The organism is Ruegeria sp. CDSB114, assembly GCF_059611025.1.
Genome location: NZ_JBXWOT010000007.1, coordinates 61,292 through 77,541, shown reverse-complemented (window position 1 = coordinate 77,541; position 16,250 = coordinate 61,292). Strand labels below are relative to the sequence as shown.

The following is a 16,250-nucleotide window of genomic DNA, read 5'->3' as shown; positions in this document are numbered from 1 at the left end:
CAGTCGGAGAAAACAGGGAGCGGACATCAAGTCTGGGCACGTATTTCTCCTAGTTGAAGGCGATGAAGGCTGTTTGGGTGTCCGCAGCTGGCATCAAAGAGCCCATCGCACCCGTCGGAAACTGGGTGATTTGCACCGGGAACAGCGGTGCGGCGGGTTGTGTGAAGGGATCACGCGACATGCGGGCAGTTTGCACCGCCGTGCCCGGGTCAAGCTGAGCATGAACAATCTGGTAGCGGCTGGAATAGGTCTTGGCCAAAGCCGGGGTTCGCGAGTGATAGGCCCCCGCCGCTGCCGGCCACGACCCAAGTTCGGAATATAGTTGTTTCAGAAACCGGGCCGCGTAATTGGCGTTTGTCTCGGGATCGAACATGGCATCAATCGACTGAAAGGCCTGCCCGTGCCAGCGATAGTTGATTTGAAAGCACCCGATATCGAAGCTGCGTTTTCCGGCTTGGAAAATATCCGCGACATAGGCTTTAGCCTCCTGCTCAGATTGGAACCAATGGCCGCGCCCTTCGACATTGATTGCCCATGGCCAAGGCTCAAGTCGGCCTTTGATCGCGCGGCCAGTTTCAACCCGCGTTATGGCACGCAAAACATCAAGCGGTATGTCTTGGGCGAGGGCCGCGCGGCGGGCGGCCTGATCACATGTCTGAGACATCCGGGCCTCCGCGCCCGCAAAGCTCTGACGCGCTGCCAGAAGCAACGCAACACATGCTATGACAATGAATAGGCGATTTGGCATTCTGCCGGTCCGGGATTCTGATCAATCCGGGCCACGCTAGCCTTGCCTTGGTTTACAGAGGGTTATCAGTCAATCAGATTCGATCAATCCGCCGGCCAAAAACAACGCTCGTATTGGTGCGCAAAACACCGGGGATTCGTGCCAGATCATCAACGAGAATATCCAGATCCTCGATCCTTGGCGCGTCAGCGGTCAACAGCAGGTCAAAGTCACCGTTGATCGAAAGACAGAGTTTAACCTCGGGATAGGCCTCGAGCCGCTTGATGATACGGGTGGTTTCCTTCTGTTGGACCTCGAGCAGAACGACAACCTGGACGCGGGGGGCATCTTCGGGGCTGTTCAGGATCACGGAGTAGCCGGCAATGATGCCGCGTTCTTCCATCCGGCTGATGCGTTCATGCACGGTTGTCCGGGCAACGCCCAGTTTTGCCGCGATTTTTGTGGTCGACTCGCGGGCATTATGTTGCAGGACTGAGATGATGCGGCGGTCAAGCTGATCCATTGGCGCTCCGGTGCGGGTCTGGTTTTTCCGGTTTAGGGCAAAACGGCAGCAGGGCTCAAGGCTCACGCGGGATACGGGGGTGCAGGTCGTCTATTATGACGGGATGAGCATGCGGTGGCGGGCCGGCCATGTGCGGGTGGTCACGCGGCAGGTCAGGATGGTCGTGGATCACCGAATGCAGATCAGAACGCGGCCAAAGGGTGACCGCACCGATAATACCCAGAAAGGACATCGCCGCCATAAAGCTCAGGGCGGTTGTGGCCCCAAACAGGGTCATCAGCCCGCCTGCCAGAGGATACAGCACCAGCCAACAGCAATGAGACAGCGTGAATTGGGCCGCAAAGACGGCGGGGCGGTCTTCGGGATGGGCCGAGCGGGTCAGCAGGCGGCCAGACGGCGTCAGCGTAGTGGAATAGCCAAAGCCAGCTAGGGCCCACAAAACGATCAACAGACCCAAAGACAGCGGGGTTGTCGCAAATATCACGGCGGCTCCGGCCATGGTGGTGCAGCACAGAAGGGCGCCGGCCAACATGACCTTTCGATCCTCGATCCGGTCCAGCATCCGGGGCAGGATAAAAGCGGCAAGCATAGAGCCGCCACCAAAACCGGCCAGCGCAGCGGCGACGGCGCTTTCCGACAGCCCCAGATCTGATCGCACGATGACCACAGTGTTGACGATCACCATTGAGCTGAGTGCCGCCGCGCTCCAACTCAGGGCAAGAAGGCCCCGCAGCCGGGGTGTGTTCAAATAGATGCGTATGCCACGTGTTGTCCGTTCGTATATCCCGCGCGGCTTACTTGGTTTGGGTGATGGCAAAGCCACCGACACCACCAGCAGCGCCGAAGCGACAAATCCCAGGGCGGTGCCCCAGAACAGGCTGTTGAAGCTGACCAACAACAACAGGGCCGCGGCGAATACGGGGCTTAGCAGGCTCTCCAGATCATATGCCATCCGCGATAGGGACAGGGCGCGGGTGTATTCGCGCTCATCTGTCAGTACATCGGGGATTGTAGCCTGAAATGCAGGGGTAAATCCGGCCGAGGCAGATTGCAGCACGAAAATCAGGACATAAACCTGCCAGACCTCGGTCACAAAAGGCAGACACAGCGCGACAGCCGCACGGATCAGGTCAAGCACCACCAACATCTTACGCCGATCCAGCCGCTCGGCAAAAGCGGCCGCCAATGGCGCGACCGTGACATAGGCCACCATTTTGATGGTCATCGCGGTGCCCAACACCAGCCCGGCCGCATCCCCTGCCAGTTCAAAGGCCAACAGACCCAGCGCGACCGTGGCCAGCCCAGTGCCCGTCAGGGCAACGATCTGCGCGGCCAACAGGTGGCGATAGGTCCGGTTTCTAAGAACGCTTAACATTGATTGATATCTGCCGCAGTCTAAAGGCTCTGTCACCCCAAACCTTCGTTTAGGTCTTGACCAACTGCGACAGCGGCAACCGGCTGGCGTACAGGGATGGCGTTGAGTTTAGGGAATAAAGCGCCTATCTCGGTGGCGATACCGCGCAAAGGATTACTCGGGTGGCTAACTATTTGTACAAAAACGACCTGCCGGACGGGTTGGATATGGGGCCGGTGGTGGCCATTGACTGTGAAACCATGGGTCTAAACCCGCATCGCGACCGCCTCTGCGTGATCCAGATGTCGGGCGGCGATGGCAATTCGCATATCGTTCAGGTCGAAAAGGGCCAGACCGAGGCACCGAACTTGCGTGCCATGCTGGAAAACCCGGATGTGCTGAAACTGTTCCATTTTGGTCGTTTCGACATTGCCGCGATGTATCACGCCTTTGGTGCGTTAGCCGCGCCAGTCTATTGCACCAAGATCGCCAGCCGTCTGGTGCGCACCTATACCGACCGGCACGGGCTGAAAAACCTGTGCAGTGAGCTGATCGGCGTCGATATTTCGAAACAACAACAGATGAGCGACTGGGGCGCCGAAACGTTGAGCGAGGCGCAGCTGGACTATGCCGCCTCGGATGTTCTGTATCTGCACCGCCTGCGGGAGGAATTGAACAAGCGCCTGGCGCGAGAGGGCCGGACCGAGATGGCGCAGGCCTGTTTTGACTTCTTGCCGATGCGTGCGAAACTCGATCTCGCCGGATGGCCAGAAACGGATATTTTTGCGCACTCATGACTGATACCGAAGCATTTCTGAGAACCGCCCGTCAGGTGGTGACAGACGAGGCCCGCGCGCTGGAGGTACTGGCCGACGGTCTGGATGAACATTTTGCCCAAGCGGTTCAGCTGATTTTGCAGGCCTCGGGCCGCATCATCATCAGCGGCATCGGCAAGTCGGGTCATATCGGGCACAAGATCGCGGCCACGCTGGCCAGCACCGGTACACCGGCCTATTTCGTGCACCCGGCCGAGGCCAGCCATGGCGATCTGGGCATGGTTTCAAAAGGCGATGTGGTTCTGGCCATCTCGAATTCGGGCGAAGCGCCAGAGCTTGCCAACCTGCTGGCTTTTACCCGCCGCTTTGGCATTCCACTGATTGGCCTGTCCAGCAAGCCGGAAAGCACGCTGATGAAACAGGCAGACGTGCATCTTTTGATCCCGTCACTGGGCGAGGCCTGCGGCTATGGCATGGTGCCTTCGATCTCCACGACGTTGACTTTGGCCATGGGCGACGCGCTGGCGATAGCGTTGATGAAGTATCGCAACTTCAAACCCGAAGATTTCCGCGCCTTTCATCCCGGTGGCAAACTAGGCGCACAGCTGAGCACGGTGCAGGATCTGATGCACAAGGGCGATGCGTTGCCGCTGGTTTCGGTCGGAACACCCATGAGCGATGCGCTTATCGAGATCAGCCGCAAGGGCTTTGGCGTTGCCGGGGTTACTGATCCGCAAGGTCAGGTGGTGGGCATCATCACCGATGGCGACCTGCGGCGTCATATGGAGGGCTTGCTGGGCAAAACGGCCGAGCAGGTGATGACGCAGAACCCAACAACCATCCCGCCCGGCGCGTTGGCCGAAGAGGCGGTGGCCATCATGAATGACCGCAAGATCACCTCTTTGTTTGTGGTCGAAGAGGGCAGTGATCGCCAGGCCTTGGGCGTGCTACATATCCACGATTGCCTGCGCGTTGGTTTGGGGTAGAGGGGCGTTCGATGGACGGACATTCCCGGATGGTGCAATTTCTGAAGGTGTTGCTGCCTTTGGCAGCCATTGTGCTGCTGTCGACGGTTTTCCTGCTGTCACGCAGCATCGAAACCAGCGTGTCCGTTCCGTTTACCCAAAAAGACATAGATGAACGTCTGGCTGACCAAGTGGTGACCCAACCCCATTATCTTGGAACAACCAGAAAAGGCGAGGAAGTTCAAATTCAGGCGGCCCAAGCGACCCAGGGGCGCGAAGGGTCATTGCCCACGACTGCCGAATTTAGAGGGCGGTTGGGATTGTTGAATGGCGGCATCATAACGATGGATTCAAATTCCGGTATGATCCGCCCGGACAAGAATTCCGCAACGTTTGTTGGGGACGTCCTGATAACGACGACAGACGGAATTCAGGTCAGAACTGATCTTCTGAATACCTCTCTGGATGAAATCCGCGGCGACACTCCGGGTCAGGTCGATGGCACCGGCATCATCGGTGATTTCTCCGCGGGACGGATGACATTTGGAACCGAAAAAAAGGATGGGCCGGTCCATATTCTTTTTACAGATGGTGTTAAGCTGGTATACGAGCCTGAAAAAACAGAAAGATAAGCCGTGATTGATTTGCGATTTGCTGTTGTTAGTTTTGCGCTGATGGTCGGTGCCTTTTCGGTGTCGGCACAGGAAACGCAGGTCGCCTTCGGGTCAGCCAAGGCGGATCCAAGCCAGCCGGTCGAGGTCACCTCGGAATCCCTAAACGTCAATCAAGAAGACGGCACGGCCGAGTTTATCGGTAACGTCCTGATCGTGCAGGGTGAGATGCGCCTGACCGCCGAGCGGGTCCTGGTCATCTACAACGCCGACAGGTCCGGAATCGAGCGGATGGAGGCGACAAATGATGTGGTTCTTGTCAGCCCGCCTGATGCAGCCGAAGGCGACTGGGCCGAATACACAATCGACTCGGGCGAAATCGTGATGCGCGGAAATGTGCTTTTGACGCAAGGCCCCAGCGTTATCAGCGGCGATCAGATGAATGCCAATCTGACGACCGGAACGGCAAAGATGACTGGCCGCGTCAAAACCATTCTGAATCCGGATAGCAACTGATGGAGCGTCCGAATTTGTCTGTGGCCGAAGGCGGTTGCGGCCTCAGGATCGAGAAACTGCGGAAATCATACCGTAAGAAGACCGTGATACGCGAAGTCTCGATGACGTTGGGCCGGTCCGAGGTGGTTGCCTTGTTGGGCCCGAACGGATCAGGCAAGACCACAACGTTCTACTCGGTCGCCGGGCTTGTCTTTCCAGAAGCTGGCACTGTGACCATTGACGGCCAAAACGTGACGACCCTGCCGATGTATAGGCGCGCGCGGCTTGGGATCGGATATCTGCCACAAGAGATGTCGATTTTCCGCGGGATGAGTGTCGAGGACAACATTGCCGCCGTTCTGGACATCACCGTGAAGCACAGCCATCGCAGGAAAGAGCGGCTGGAAGAGCTGTTGTCCGATTTTTCGATCGAACATCTGCGCCGCGCCCCGGCATTGGCATTGTCCGGTGGCGAGCGTCGCCGTGTCGAAATTGCCCGTTGTCTTGCGGCTGATCCGAAATATCTGTTGCTGGACGAGCCCTTTGCTGGCGTAGACCCGATCAGCGTCGGCGATATCCGCCATCTGGTAGCGGACCTGAAAAAGCGCGGCATCGGCGTGCTGATCACTGACCATAACGTGCGCGAAACACTGGAAATCGTGGACCGGGCCTATATCCTGCATGATGGTCAGGTGCTGATGTCGGGCACGCCGGATGAAGTCGTCGAGAACGAAAATGTCCGACGGGTCTATTTGGGCGAAAACTTCCGTATTTCATAGGCTTGCGCGGAATTGCGCCCAGCGCATGGCTGAAATCACGTATATACACGCCTGTTTTGATTGACTCTGCCGCCGTCTCTTGCCTCAATTGGGTTATGGCATTTCTTCAGTTCCAGTCGGGATCGCGGTGCACCTTTGCTAAGGGGTACGTTTCTCAGCAACTGCGGAATATGCCGATATCCCCCACCCGATAAAAACACGTGCGCTGCGTAACGCAGCGTCAAAATGGGTGTGAATTGTGAAGGAGATCACATGCGTTACCAAATTAGCGGAAAACAGATCGACATCGGCGAGGCACTGCAGACCCATGTGCAGACCGAGCTAGGGGAGGTTGTTGGAAAATATGCCCAGCGCCCGACCGACGCCAATGTCGTCTTTTCCCGTTCTGCGCATGAGTATGTTTGCGAAGCCACCGTGCATCTTTCGACCGGCCTGACTGCGCAGGCCAAGGCCCACGCTATCGAAATCTACGCAGCATTCGAGGCCTGCTGTGACAAGATGGAAACGCAGTTGCGCCGGTATAAGCGCCGCCTCAAGGACCATCACAAGGACCGATCCGAGCCGGTTGAACTCTTTGGTGCTTCCTCTTATATCCTCGCCTCTGACGAATCAGAGTCGGCTGATGAACCTGAAACGCTGCAGCCGATGATCGTGGCTGAGATGGAAACCAAGATCCCATCGTTGAGTGTTGGTGAAGCCGTAATGCAGATGGAACTAGCCGGCGCCCCGGTGCTGGTGTTCCGGAATGAAAACAAGGACGGATTGAATGTCGTGTATCGCCGTGAGGACGGCAACATTGGCTGGATTGATCCGTAACAGGCAAGAATAGCAAGGCAAGCCCCTGTGCAAGCAGGGGCAAGGCCATGGAGCGTGATCATGGAGCTTTCGAGCATACTGAAGCCCGAGGCGGTACGTGTATTGTCCGCCGCTTCCAGCAAGAAGCGGTTGTTTCAGGAAATCGGCGATGTTGCCGAGGGGGCCCTTGGTCTTGACGCGCAGGTTGTTGTGGATGGCCTGCTCGAGCGGGAGAGCCTTGGCCCAACAGGCGTTGGTCATGGAGTCGCCCTGCCACATGCGCGGCTGGGTGATCTGGCCGAAGTGGCTGGCGTTTTCGTAATGCTGGAAAAGCCGATTGATTTCGGTGCGGTAGACCGCCAGCCGGTTGATGTCGCTTTTGCGTTGTTTGCCCCGGAAGAGGCAGGTGTGGACCACCTGAAGGCGCTTGCGCTGGTGTCCAGAACGCTGCGCAATACGTCGGTTTGCGCAAAGCTGCGCGCCAATCCTGATCCGGTCAAGCTCTATGCAATTCTGACCGAGGCGCAGTCGGTCCAGGCGGCTTAACTACCCCAAAGGCAATAAAAAAGCCCCCAGTTTTCGGGGGCTTTTGCGTTTTAACCGCCGGTTCCCATTTCCAGGGTCCACCAGATTTTCCCGCCGTTCTCCTGGTGCCAGGCAAAGCCCATCTGAGTGGCTTTGGCATCCATGATGACACTTCGCGGTCCGGGTTCCTGCATCCAGGCGGCCAGCGTTTCGGTCTCGGTCTCATAGGTTTCCGAGATCGCCTCGCCGAGGAAGGTGCCGTAATAGCCGACGCGCGTCGCCCGATCCAACGGCGAAGATCCGTCCGAGCCAAAGTGCCAGGGCCGATTCTGTCGCGCCATATCCTTGGAATGGGTGGCGGCCGCGGCATTGAGCTGAGCATTCAGTTGTACTGGCTGAAGGCCCGATGCCTGGCGGAGGGCGTTAACCGAATCCAACATCCGGAATTGCAGCTTTTCTGGATTGCCACGGATCTTGTACACCGTTGGCAGGGGGCGCCCATCTGCCCCATAGGTTGGGGATCCACCCGGCGTACAGGCGGCCAGTGCAATAAAGCTAGCAAGCAGTAATGAAATGATGCGCGTCATGATCGACCTGATTATTGTGTTGCCATACGGCATAGCGTGACAGAAGGCTGTGGGCAAACGCACAATGGCTATGTTCTGCGTGATTCTGCCGGTTTCAATTGCGACTGAAGCATTCTGGCAATAAAATGCACAGGATTTTTAGATTTTCTGTCAAAAGGACCTCCGGTCATGGTCAAGAAAAGCATTACTCATACAACCCGACGTGGATTCGTTGCAGGTGTTTCCGCCCTTGTCGCCTCTCCAGCGATTGCCCAATACACCCCCGGAGACCCGCTGCGCCCCGCACCCGAGGACGAACCCGCGGTGCGCCGTAACATCTCTGGCTTCAGAGCTCTGGACTGGCAGCCCTATTTTTCGAATACGAAAAACGGAGCTATCCTTGTCGATACTGTGTCGCGCGCGCTGCACTACTGGTCGGACGATCAATCGGTGTACAAACTATACCCGTCGTCGGTTCCCCTGACCGAAGAGCTGACGCGCCGCGGCCGGACCAGCGTGATCCGCAAGGTCGAAGGCCCAAGCTGGTCGCCAACACCTTCGATGAAGAAAAGAAATCCGGAATGGCCAGACTATATCCCGCCGGGTCCGGATAACCCATTGGGAACACATGCTTTATATCTAAGCTGGAAATATTACCGAATTCACGGAACCCATGATACGCGCAAAATCGGGCGTCGATCTTCGAATGGGTGCATCGGTCTTTTCAACAACGATATTGCCGAACTGTTCTCAATGGCCAAGGTTGGCACGCAAGTGTTGCTAATTTGACGACATTTCCGCGCAGGTACCCGCTTGTGACGCAACTTCCATTTGCATTCCAGTTGGATAGCTGATTAGAAAAAAACACGAGGTAAGTCTTGAGTGCATGGTTTCACTATACGGAACCGTGCGTATCCTGGAGGTTAATATGAAGAAACTCGTTCTCGCCGCTGCACTGACTGCTGCTGCTTCGACCGCTTATGCAGGCAACCTGGAAGAGCCGGTTGTTGAAGCACCTGTTGTTGTTGAAGAAACTCAGGGTTCGTCAAACGGCATCATCCTGCCGCTGATCCTGTTGGTTGTTGTTGCCGCAGCTGTTGCAGCAAGCTAATTCGACAAGCGATATCTAAAGAAAAGGCGGTGGAGCTTTCCACCGCCTTTTTTTGCGCCTAGTCGACTGGGTGGCTTAGTCCAGCCAACCCTTCAAATTATCCTCGATCACCTTGCCCAGGGCCGCTATGTGCGATTCGTCATCGTTCAGGCATGGGATATAGGTAAAGCTTTCGCCGCCCGCGTCCTCGAAACTCTCTTTGATCTCTTCGTTGATCTCTTCCAGCGTTTCGATGCAATCGGCGGAAAACGCTGGTGCGATAACGGCGATCTTCTTCTTACCCTGTTTTGCCAGCTCGGCCACGTGGTCGACCGTATATGGCTTGAGCCATTCTTCCGGGCCGAATCGTGACTGGAAGGTCGATACAAGCTGGTCGTTCGACCAGCCCAACCTTTCTTTCAGCAACCGAGTCGTTTTTGCGCATTGGCAGTGATAGGGGTCGCCTTGTTGCAGGTAGCGTTCCGGCATGCCGTGGTAGGAACAGACCAGTATGTCCGGTTTGTCCACCATCGCGGCATAGGCCTTTTTAACCGAGCCCGCCAATGCGTCGATATAGGCGGGTTCGTCAAAATAGGCGGGCACGGTACGGCTGGCGGGTTGCCACGTCTCATCCATCAGAGCGCGGAAAAACTGATCATTGGCCGTGGCCGTCGTAGCGCCTGCGTATTGTGGGTACAGTGGAAAGAACAGAACCCGGTCGCAACCTGCCGCGACCATTTCCCGGACTTTTGATTTTGTCGATGGGTTGCCGTAGCGCATGCAGAATTCCACCATGACCTTGTCGCCATAGCGTGCCTGCATCGCGTCACGCAATTTGGCGGTCTGGTCCTTGGTAATCGTCATCAGCGGGCTTTCGCCCTTGTCGTGGTTCCAGATCGACTTGTACGCCTCACCCGAGCTGAAGGGCCGTTTGGTCAGGATGATCCCCTGCAGGATTGGCTGCCATTTCCACTTGGGATAGTCGATCACGCGCTGGTCCGACAGAAACTCGTTCAAATAACGGCGCATGGGCCAATAGCTGTAATCGTCGGGCGTGCCGAGATTGGCCAGCAGGATGCCGACGCGGCCCGTTTTGACTTTGGGGTGATCCGCCGGGGCATGATCGGGGCGTGTGGCGTCGAACATGTTTCACTTCCTGAGATGTCTTTGCTTCGGGCTGAGATAACCGGAATTCCGCATTCGTCAATCGGACAGTTTGCCTTCGCTTGCGCCCAGAGCATCTGCAAGCCGCATCTGGGCCGAGCCCGGACGCAGCGGTTTTGGCTGGCTTTCATCGGGAGACCAGCCGGTTAGGCAGACCAGCTCGAATGTCGCCTTGAGGCGTTTTTGATCAGTGCTGAAATGATTGGCATAGATGTGTTGCGCCCGGGCAAAGACCTGCCGGTTTGTGGGATGTTTCATGCGGTTTTGCAGGCTGTTGGTTTCACCCATTGCCCGCAGGTCATGCATCAGGTGGGTCAGATCGCGATATTCCGCCGTCAATCGCGCGGTATCAGCAACCGGCAGGGCCAGTCCGGCGCGTTGCAGTAACCCGCCCAGATCGCGCAGCTCGGCCATAGGCGCGATGCGGGGGCTGAGGCCGCCCGTGACCTCAACCTCGGCCTGCCCAAGTGAGGCGCGTAGTTCATGCAGGGTTTCACCGCCCAGACAGATCACCAGCAACAGCCCATCAGGTTGCAGCGCGCGGTGACACTGGATCAACTGCCCAACCGGATCATTGGCCCAGTGCAGAGCCATGGCATGGATCACCAGATCATGGGCACCGGGGTTCAGGTCCAGCACCTCGTTATCCGGGATGATCCGCGCCATTGGCAACACATCCTGCCAGACTTGCGCAAAAGGGGTCACGATCGCCGGGGCCGTAAAGCTTTTATTAACCAAGGCGAGCCGATCCTGAACCTCGTCAACTGCGGCGCGGTGCAAGAACAAGGCATCTTCCCGTGCGCGGGACCGACGCCGTGCAAGGATTGCGCGGTCGAACAGTGAGGGTGCGTTGGAATCAGGCAGTTTCATAGGGCGCAACTATCGCATGTGGCAGCGGATTCAAACCGCTGTCCAGATGATCTATCCCCCGCGCTGTCTGGGATGCGGTGATTTGACCGAATCGGATTTCGGCCTCTGTGGCTCCTGTTGGCGTGAAACGCCCTTTATCGGTGGCGCTGTATGTGAAAGCTGCGGCGTGCCCTTGCCGGGTGAGGCCGATGGCCACCGAATCGAATGTGATGACTGTATGAAAACGCCGCGCCCCTGGCGCGATGGGCGGTCTGCGCTGTTGTATGATGGCAAGGCGCGATCCCTGATTCTGGCTCTGAAACATGGGGACCGGCCCGAGCTTGCACGCCCTGCGGCGCGCTGGATGGCCCTGGCGGGTCGGGATTTGTTTCGCGAGGACATGCTGATCGCGCCGGTACCGCTGCATTGGTCCCGGTTGCTGAAACGCAGGTACAACCAATCTGCCCTGTTGGCGCAGCATCTGGGGCGGCAAACCGGGTTGGAGGCCTGTCCGGACCTTCTGGTCCGACGAACAAGAACGCCGGTTTTGGATGGAAAAACAGCCGCACAGCGCATGGAAACGCTGGAGAATGCGATTGCAGCGCATCCCAGGCGGCTTCGGCAGATGCAGGGGCGCGATATTCTGCTGGTCGATGATGTCATGACATCAGGCGCAACATTGACCTCATGTGCACGTGTCTGTCGTGCATCCGGGGCAAATCATATTTTTGTGTTGACCCTAGCGCGCGTTGCCAAGGATACCTAACTCGCCCAGGATTGTGCGAAACCCAAAGGTACGGAATATGAAATCGGTAGAAATATATACCTCGCCGCTCTGTGGCTTCTGTCACGCTGCAAAACGGCTGTTGAATCAGAAGGGCGTCGAGTTTCAGGAAGTCGATGTGCTGAGGAACCCAAAACGCAAACCTGAAATGATCCAGCGCGCCGGTGGCAAGCGCACCGTACCCCAGATCTTTATCGGATCGCAGCATGTGGGTGGATGCGACGACCTGTATGAGCTGGAACGTCAGGGCAAGCTGGACGGTTTGCTGGCGGCCTGATGAAGAGCGCCCTGCTTCAGATCACCTCGTCGGATGACCCGGCTGAAAACCTGAAAATGGTGCGCGCCCTGATGTCCGAAGCGGCAGGGCTAGGTGCGCGGTTCGTTCTGACGCCCGAGGTGACGAATTGCGTGTCCACCTCGTCCACACGGCAGCGGGAAATCCTGCAATACGAAGAAGAAGACCTGACACTTGCGGGGCTGCGCGAGCAGGCCGCGAGCCTGGGGATCTGGTTTTTGATCGGCTCGTTGGCGATCAAAACACATGATGCGGATGGTCGGTTTGCCAATCGGTCTTTCATGATTGATCCTCAGGGGCAGATCGTGGCGCGGTATGACAAGATTCATATGTTCGACGTGCAGGTGTCCGAGGCCGAGACGTTTCGCGAGTCCAAAAACTACCGTCCCGGCACACGGGCGGTCATAGCCGAGACAGATTTCGGCAAGGTGGGTCTGAGTATATGTTATGATATCCGCTTCCCCCAACTGTACGCATCTCTGGCGCAGGCTGGAGCGCGCATTCTGACGGTTCCAGCCGCTTTTTCACCTGGCACGGGTGAGGCCCATTGGAAATCGCTGTTGCGGGCGCGGGCGATTGAAAACGGATGCTGGGTGTTGGCCCCGGCGCAGACAGGTGAACACCCTAAAACAAGGGGAAAGACCCGCAAAACCTACGGTCACAGCATGGTCGTCGCCCCATGGGGAGAGGTCGTCATCGACGCAGGGACCGATCAGGGCATTCACTTTTTCAATTTGGATGATAGTTCTGTTACAGAAGCACGACGCCGCGTGCCTTCGCTGACACATGTCCGTCCCTTTGACGGCCCTTGATCCAGAATCTGGACTATGACAAACGATACCAATGCCCTCGCGGTCACGCTGTTCAGCGAGATCCTGACCGCAGACCAGTTATTGCGGAACCGGCTCAGCCGGGTGCTGCCCAGGGGCATGGAAATTTCGCATTTCTCGGTTTTGAACCATCTTGTCTTTGTCGGCAACGAACGCAGCCCGGCACAGCTAGCCGATACGTTTCACGTGACCCGAGGTGCCATGACCAATACCTTGGCCAAGCTGGAATGGGCCGGATATATCCACATCCGCCCCGACTGGGACGACGCCCGCCGCAAGATGGTCGCCATCAGCCCCGCTGGGCGGAGTGCTCGGGATCAGGCGATCTCCTCCATTGCGCCGCTGATCAATCGCGTGGTCGGAGAGCTGGGGCTGGAGCGGGTGCGCAGCACCCTGCCCGTACTGCGGGATTTGCGGTTGCAGTTGGAAGGGGAGTAGGTTCACCCCGGCTTCACGCTCGCCGTCACATAATTCACGCTCAAATCCCGGGCCGAGATCGACCAGCTCCACAGGATCGGGTTGAATACGAAACCCTTGCGGTCCACCGGGTCCAACCCGGCTTGACGCAACAGGTCGAACAACTCGTCAGGGGTGATGAACTTGTTCCACTCATGCGTGCCGCGCGGCAGCCAGCGCATGATCACCTCGGCACCAAAGATGGCCATCGCATAGGATTTCGGGTTGCGGTTGATGGTCGAACAAATCTCAAGTCCGCCGGGTTTCAGCAAATCCCGCGTGGATGTCAGAAAGCTGAGCGGGTCGGCCACATGTTCGACCACCTCCATGTTCAGAATCACATCAAACTGCTCACCTGCGGCGGCCATAGCCTCGGCAGTGGTGTGGCGATAGTCGATCCCAAGCCCCGATTGCTCGGCATGGATGCGGGCGACGGGCAGGTTGCCCTCGGCGGCATCGGCGCCCACGACCTCGGCGCCAAGGCGAGCCATGGGTTCGCTCAGCAAGCCTCCTCCACATCCGATATCCAGCAGGCGCAGGCCCTCGAACGGGCGCGGGGCCTTCAGATCACGGTCAAATTCGCCTGCGATTTGCTGTGTGATATAATCCAGACGACAGGGGTTCAGCATATGCAGGGGCTTGAATTTCCCATGCGGGTCCCACCATTCGGCGGCCATCGCCTCGAATTTTGCGATCTCGGACGGGTCTACCGTGTTCGGATGCGCTTGCATTCCTGTCTCCGTATGCTCTTTTACGTTTAAGGACTATATAGGGCCATAATGGACAAGTACCCGGACCAAAAGCGCGCAGTGCAATATCTTTACCCGCCGATCGACCCGTTCGATCAGCGCATGGTCGATGTGGGCGATGGTCACCTTATCTATATGGAACAATGCGGCAATCCGGATGGCCTGCCGGTAGTCGTGTTGCACGGAGGTCCGGGTGGCGGATGCAGCCCCGCAATGCGGCGCTATTTCGATCCGGACGTCTTTCGGGTGATTCTGTTTGATCAGAGAGGCTGTGGACGCTCGCGCCCGCACGCGTCGGTCACAGACAACACAACCTGGCATCTGGTGGCCGATATCGAACGGCTGCGCACACTGTTGAACATCAGTGACTGGGCCGTTTTCGGTGGAAGCTGGGGCGCAACCTTGGCGTTGATCTATGCGCAGGCGCATCCCGACCGGGTGAATAGGCTGATATTGCGCGGCGTGTTTCTGGCAACGCAGGCCGAGCTGGACTGGTTCTATGGTGGTGGCGCGGGCAAGTTCTGGCCCGAGCAATGGTCCAAGTTCACCGCTCTGCTCTCCGAGACAGAGCTTTCCGATGCGATTGGGGCCTATAACAAACGCCTGTTCTCAGGGGATCGGGCGACTGAGGTTCTGTACGGACGGGCCTGGTCCGCCTGGGAAAATGCGCTGGCGTCAATCCATTCGAACGGATCCACCGGAGAAAGCCCGGGTGAGTATGCGCGCGCCTTTGCCCGGCTTGAGAATCACTATTTCATCAATCGGGCTTTCCTTGATCAGGACGGGCAGATTCTGGAGCAGATGGATCGGATCGCTCATATTCCCGGCCATATCGTTCAGGGGCGCTATGACATGATCTGCCCGCCGCATTCTGCCTGGAACCTGGCCGAGCGCTGGCCGAATGTCGAATTGAAGATGGTCCGTCAGGCGGGCCATGCCCTGTCTGAACCCGGCATCAGTGCCGAACTGGTCCGCATTATGAACCGCGTGGCTGAGGGGGTAGCATGACCCGCATTGACCGCCGCGCGTTGTTTGCATCAGGTGCCGCTGCGGCGCTGTTGGCCGCAACAGGTGCGTCACTGGCGAATACGCCCAAGCCGGGCGGAACCCTGCGGCTTGCGGTGCCGCGTGACGACAGTCTTGAACAGGTTGCACGGGGGGCGGTGTTTGACACGCTGACCGAAATCGCACCGGACGGTACCTTGCGAGGTGAGCTGGCAACAGGATGGCAGACCGATACGGATGCCCGGATCTGGACGTTTGATCTGCGCGATGATGCGGTGTTCCACGACGGCGTAGCATTGGATATCGCTGATGTGATGGCGGTTTTGGCCGAAGTCGGGCGCGCCGAAGCGCTGGCCCCTAACCGGCTGCATCTTGAACTGGCCAAACCTAATCCCGGCCTGCCTTTCCTGCTGGCCGAAAGTCAATTTGTCATCCCGCGGGCTGGTCAGAGCGTCAAACCGCTGCAGATCGCCAATGGCACCGGATGCTACCGTGTCGAACGGGCTGAGGATGATCGCCACTTTCTGGGCCGCAAAGTTGTTGACCATTATAAGAGCACTCAGGCCGGCTGGGCGGATGCTTTTGAGATTATCGTCATTCCTGATGCCTGCGTCCGGGCCGAAGCATTGCGGGATGGCTATGTGGATATTGCTGCCCTGCCATCATCCGAAGACTTGAATGGACTGCGCGGTCTGCGCCTTCACCCCAGCGAATCGGATATTGCGCTGGCTGCTGCTGCTCATGTTGGTATGCCCCAGCAGATCGGCGGCGCGCGCGCGCTGGACGACGGACGCATCGCTGAACGGTGGTGGTTGGCGTAAATTCCGGTCAGGGTTCCTGCCGGGGGTTGCAGACTCGGGAAACCCTGCGTATATGCAGTTGCAACAGCGGCGTGTCAGACTTCTGGTCTGG

General features: G+C 57.8%; 22 protein-coding genes. 15 read left to right on the top strand and 7 right to left on the bottom strand.

The window, feature by feature from the left end; genetic code table 11:
- Positions 1-49: 49 nt before the first annotated feature.
- The 3 genes from AC2FIP_RS15320 to AC2FIP_RS15310 all read right to left on the bottom strand — a co-directional run bounded on the left by AC2FIP_RS15320 (position 50) and on the right by AC2FIP_RS15310 (position 2,625).
- A complete protein-coding gene (locus AC2FIP_RS15320) occupies positions 50-748 on the bottom strand; it encodes a lytic transglycosylase domain-containing protein (RefSeq protein ID WP_496787088.1) in 699 nt (232 codons plus the stop codon).
- Positions 749-821: 73 nt separating this feature from the next.
- Complete coding sequence (locus AC2FIP_RS15315; RefSeq protein ID WP_142638301.1) at positions 822-1,250, bottom strand: Lrp/AsnC family transcriptional regulator; 429 nt, start codon at positions 1,248-1,250, stop codon at positions 822-824.
- A 55-nt stretch (positions 1,251-1,305) separates the two neighbouring features.
- Positions 1,306-2,625: an MFS transporter gene (locus AC2FIP_RS15310; RefSeq protein ID WP_496787087.1), complete on the bottom strand. Its 1,320-nt coding sequence runs from the start codon at positions 2,623-2,625 to the stop codon at positions 1,306-1,308.
- Between the two features lie 161 nt (positions 2,626-2,786).
- On the opposite strand from AC2FIP_RS15310, the gene AC2FIP_RS15305 reads away from it, so the two are divergent.
- From AC2FIP_RS15305 to AC2FIP_RS15275, 7 genes are all read left to right on the top strand, one after another.
- Complete coding sequence (locus AC2FIP_RS15305; protein ID WP_496697372.1) at positions 2,787-3,401, top strand: ribonuclease D; 615 nt, start codon at positions 2,787-2,789, stop codon at positions 3,399-3,401.
- A complete protein-coding gene (locus tag AC2FIP_RS15300; protein ID WP_281973575.1) occupies positions 3,398-4,366 on the top strand; it encodes a KpsF/GutQ family sugar-phosphate isomerase in 969 nt (322 codons plus the stop codon). The genes AC2FIP_RS15305 and AC2FIP_RS15300 overlap by 4 nt, the downstream gene beginning before the upstream one ends.
- An 11-nt stretch (positions 4,367-4,377) precedes the next feature.
- A complete protein-coding gene (locus AC2FIP_RS15295; protein WP_496697374.1) occupies positions 4,378-4,977 on the top strand; it encodes an LPS export ABC transporter periplasmic protein LptC in 600 nt (199 codons plus the stop codon).
- A gap of 42 nt (positions 4,978-5,019) precedes the next feature.
- On the top strand, positions 5,020-5,472 hold the full coding sequence (locus AC2FIP_RS15290) for an LptA/OstA family protein (protein ID WP_496787146.1): 453 nt from the start codon (positions 5,020-5,022) through the stop codon (positions 5,470-5,472).
- Entirely contained in the window at positions 5,472-6,230 is a 759-nt protein-coding gene (lptB, locus tag AC2FIP_RS15285; protein ID WP_496787085.1) for an LPS export ABC transporter ATP-binding protein, read from the top strand. The genes AC2FIP_RS15290 and lptB overlap by 1 nt, the downstream gene beginning before the upstream one ends.
- A 252-nt stretch (positions 6,231-6,482) precedes the next feature.
- On the top strand, positions 6,483-7,046 hold the full coding sequence (hpf, locus tag AC2FIP_RS15280) for a ribosome hibernation-promoting factor, HPF/YfiA family (protein WP_271950796.1): 564 nt from the start codon (positions 6,483-6,485) through the stop codon (positions 7,044-7,046).
- 60 nt (positions 7,047-7,106) lie between these two features.
- A complete protein-coding gene (locus tag AC2FIP_RS15275) occupies positions 7,107-7,571 on the top strand; it encodes a PTS sugar transporter subunit IIA (protein ID WP_142638287.1) in 465 nt (154 codons plus the stop codon).
- Positions 7,572-7,621: 50 nt separating this feature from the next.
- On the opposite strand, the gene dalA is transcribed toward AC2FIP_RS15275, so the two are convergent.
- Positions 7,622-8,137 (bottom strand): divisome-associated lipoprotein DalA, encoded by a 516-nt coding sequence (gene dalA / locus AC2FIP_RS15270; RefSeq protein WP_496787084.1) that lies wholly within the window; start codon positions 8,135-8,137, stop codon positions 7,622-7,624.
- Positions 8,138-8,305: 168 nt separating this feature from the next.
- Here dalA and AC2FIP_RS15265 point away from each other — a divergent pair, with 168 nt between their 5' ends.
- Complete coding sequence (locus AC2FIP_RS15265; RefSeq protein WP_281973577.1) at positions 8,306-8,905, top strand: L,D-transpeptidase; 600 nt, start codon at positions 8,306-8,308, stop codon at positions 8,903-8,905.
- A gap of 139 nt (positions 8,906-9,044) precedes the next feature.
- Positions 9,045-9,227, top strand: coding sequence for a hypothetical protein (locus AC2FIP_RS15260; RefSeq protein ID WP_142638281.1), 183 nt, complete (start codon positions 9,045-9,047; stop codon positions 9,225-9,227).
- 75 nt (positions 9,228-9,302) lie between these two features.
- Here AC2FIP_RS15260 and hemH read toward each other — a convergent pair whose 3' ends face one another.
- Both hemH and AC2FIP_RS15250 read right to left on the bottom strand, forming a co-directional pair.
- The gene (gene hemH, locus AC2FIP_RS15255) at positions 9,303-10,352 is read right to left on the bottom strand and encodes a ferrochelatase (RefSeq protein ID WP_496787083.1); all 1,050 of its coding nucleotides are present in this window, start codon (positions 10,350-10,352) and stop codon (positions 9,303-9,305) included.
- A gap of 57 nt (positions 10,353-10,409) precedes the next feature.
- A complete protein-coding gene (locus tag AC2FIP_RS15250; RefSeq protein ID WP_496787080.1) occupies positions 10,410-11,240 on the bottom strand; it encodes a methyltransferase domain-containing protein in 831 nt (276 codons plus the stop codon).
- A gap of 16 nt (positions 11,241-11,256) precedes the next feature.
- Here AC2FIP_RS15250 and AC2FIP_RS15245 point away from each other — a divergent pair, with 16 nt between their 5' ends.
- From AC2FIP_RS15245 to AC2FIP_RS15230, 4 genes are read left to right on the top strand one after another with little or no spacing between them, the layout of a single operon-like run.
- Positions 11,257-11,985: a ComF family protein gene (locus tag AC2FIP_RS15245; RefSeq protein ID WP_281973580.1), complete on the top strand. Its 729-nt coding sequence runs from the start codon at positions 11,257-11,259 to the stop codon at positions 11,983-11,985.
- Positions 11,986-12,022: 37 nt separating this feature from the next.
- Positions 12,023-12,280 (top strand): glutaredoxin 3, encoded by a 258-nt coding sequence (gene grxC, locus AC2FIP_RS15240; protein ID WP_142638273.1) that lies wholly within the window; start codon positions 12,023-12,025, stop codon positions 12,278-12,280.
- The gene (locus AC2FIP_RS15235) at positions 12,280-13,110 is read left to right on the top strand and encodes a carbon-nitrogen hydrolase family protein (RefSeq protein ID WP_496787078.1); all 831 of its coding nucleotides are present in this window, start codon (positions 12,280-12,282) and stop codon (positions 13,108-13,110) included. Before grxC ends, AC2FIP_RS15235 begins: the two co-directional genes overlap by 1 nt.
- A 15-nt stretch (positions 13,111-13,125) precedes the next feature.
- The gene (locus tag AC2FIP_RS15230) at positions 13,126-13,566 is read left to right on the top strand and encodes a MarR family winged helix-turn-helix transcriptional regulator (RefSeq protein WP_142638269.1); all 441 of its coding nucleotides are present in this window, start codon (positions 13,126-13,128) and stop codon (positions 13,564-13,566) included.
- Between the two features lie 2 nt (positions 13,567-13,568).
- Here the strand turns inward: AC2FIP_RS15230 and ubiG are convergent, their stop codons facing one another.
- Positions 13,569-14,315 (bottom strand): bifunctional 2-polyprenyl-6-hydroxyphenol methylase/3-demethylubiquinol 3-O-methyltransferase UbiG, encoded by a 747-nt coding sequence (ubiG, locus tag AC2FIP_RS15225; protein ID WP_496697389.1) that lies wholly within the window; start codon positions 14,313-14,315, stop codon positions 13,569-13,571.
- A 48-nt stretch (positions 14,316-14,363) separates the two neighbouring features.
- Here ubiG and pip point away from each other — a divergent pair, with 48 nt between their 5' ends.
- The gene (gene pip, locus AC2FIP_RS15220; RefSeq protein WP_496697391.1) at positions 14,364-15,341 is read left to right on the top strand and encodes a prolyl aminopeptidase; all 978 of its coding nucleotides are present in this window, start codon (positions 14,364-14,366) and stop codon (positions 15,339-15,341) included.
- On the top strand, positions 15,338-16,159 hold the full coding sequence (locus AC2FIP_RS15215) for an ABC transporter substrate-binding protein (RefSeq protein ID WP_496787076.1): 822 nt from the start codon (positions 15,338-15,340) through the stop codon (positions 16,157-16,159). The genes pip and AC2FIP_RS15215 overlap by 4 nt, the downstream gene beginning before the upstream one ends.
- Positions 16,160-16,250: the final 91 nt, after the last annotated feature.

What these genes read in the sequence shown, in the direction of transcription:
- AC2FIP_RS15300 (WP_281973575.1), top strand. Translation starts at nt 3,398, where the DNA reads ATGACTGATACCGAAGCATTTCTGAGAACCGCCCGTCAGGTGGTGACA.
- hpf (WP_271950796.1), top strand. Translation starts at nt 6,483, where the DNA reads ATGCGTTACCAAATTAGCGGAAAACAGATCGACATCGGCGAGGCACTG.
- AC2FIP_RS15265 (WP_281973577.1), top strand. Translation starts at nt 8,306, where the DNA reads ATGGTCAAGAAAAGCATTACTCATACAACCCGACGTGGATTCGTTGCA.
- AC2FIP_RS15235 (WP_496787078.1), top strand. Translation starts at nt 12,280, where the DNA reads ATGAAGAGCGCCCTGCTTCAGATCACCTCGTCGGATGACCCGGCTGAA.
- dalA (WP_496787084.1), bottom strand. Translation starts at nt 8,137, where the DNA reads ATGACGCGCATCATTTCATTACTGCTTGCTAGCTTTATTGCACTGGCC.
- AC2FIP_RS15320 (WP_496787088.1), bottom strand. Translation starts at nt 748, where the DNA reads ATGCCAAATCGCCTATTCATTGTCATAGCATGTGTTGCGTTGCTTCTG.
- AC2FIP_RS15260 (WP_142638281.1), top strand. Translation starts at nt 9,045, where the DNA reads ATGAAGAAACTCGTTCTCGCCGCTGCACTGACTGCTGCTGCTTCGACC.
- AC2FIP_RS15215 (WP_496787076.1), top strand. Translation starts at nt 15,338, where the DNA reads ATGACCCGCATTGACCGCCGCGCGTTGTTTGCATCAGGTGCCGCTGCG.
- AC2FIP_RS15295 (WP_496697374.1), top strand. Translation starts at nt 4,378, where the DNA reads ATGGACGGACATTCCCGGATGGTGCAATTTCTGAAGGTGTTGCTGCCT.
- grxC (WP_142638273.1), top strand. Translation starts at nt 12,023, where the DNA reads ATGAAATCGGTAGAAATATATACCTCGCCGCTCTGTGGCTTCTGTCAC.
- AC2FIP_RS15275 (WP_142638287.1), top strand. Translation starts at nt 7,107, where the DNA reads ATGGAGCTTTCGAGCATACTGAAGCCCGAGGCGGTACGTGTATTGTCC.
- hemH (WP_496787083.1), bottom strand. Translation starts at nt 10,352, where the DNA reads ATGTTCGACGCCACACGCCCCGATCATGCCCCGGCGGATCACCCCAAA.
- AC2FIP_RS15315 (WP_142638301.1), bottom strand. Translation starts at nt 1,250, where the DNA reads ATGGATCAGCTTGACCGCCGCATCATCTCAGTCCTGCAACATAATGCC.
- AC2FIP_RS15230 (WP_142638269.1), top strand. Translation starts at nt 13,126, where the DNA reads ATGACAAACGATACCAATGCCCTCGCGGTCACGCTGTTCAGCGAGATC.
- lptB (WP_496787085.1), top strand. Translation starts at nt 5,472, where the DNA reads ATGGAGCGTCCGAATTTGTCTGTGGCCGAAGGCGGTTGCGGCCTCAGG.
- AC2FIP_RS15310 (WP_496787087.1), bottom strand. Translation starts at nt 2,625, where the DNA reads ATGTTAAGCGTTCTTAGAAACCGGACCTATCGCCACCTGTTGGCCGCG.
- ubiG (WP_496697389.1), bottom strand. Translation starts at nt 14,315, where the DNA reads ATGCAAGCGCATCCGAACACGGTAGACCCGTCCGAGATCGCAAAATTC.
- AC2FIP_RS15250 (WP_496787080.1), bottom strand. Translation starts at nt 11,240, where the DNA reads ATGAAACTGCCTGATTCCAACGCACCCTCACTGTTCGACCGCGCAATC.
- pip (WP_496697391.1), top strand. Translation starts at nt 14,364, where the DNA reads ATGGACAAGTACCCGGACCAAAAGCGCGCAGTGCAATATCTTTACCCG.
- AC2FIP_RS15245 (WP_281973580.1), top strand. Translation starts at nt 11,257, where the DNA reads ATGTGGCAGCGGATTCAAACCGCTGTCCAGATGATCTATCCCCCGCGC.
- AC2FIP_RS15290 (WP_496787146.1), top strand. Translation starts at nt 5,020, where the DNA reads ATGGTCGGTGCCTTTTCGGTGTCGGCACAGGAAACGCAGGTCGCCTTC.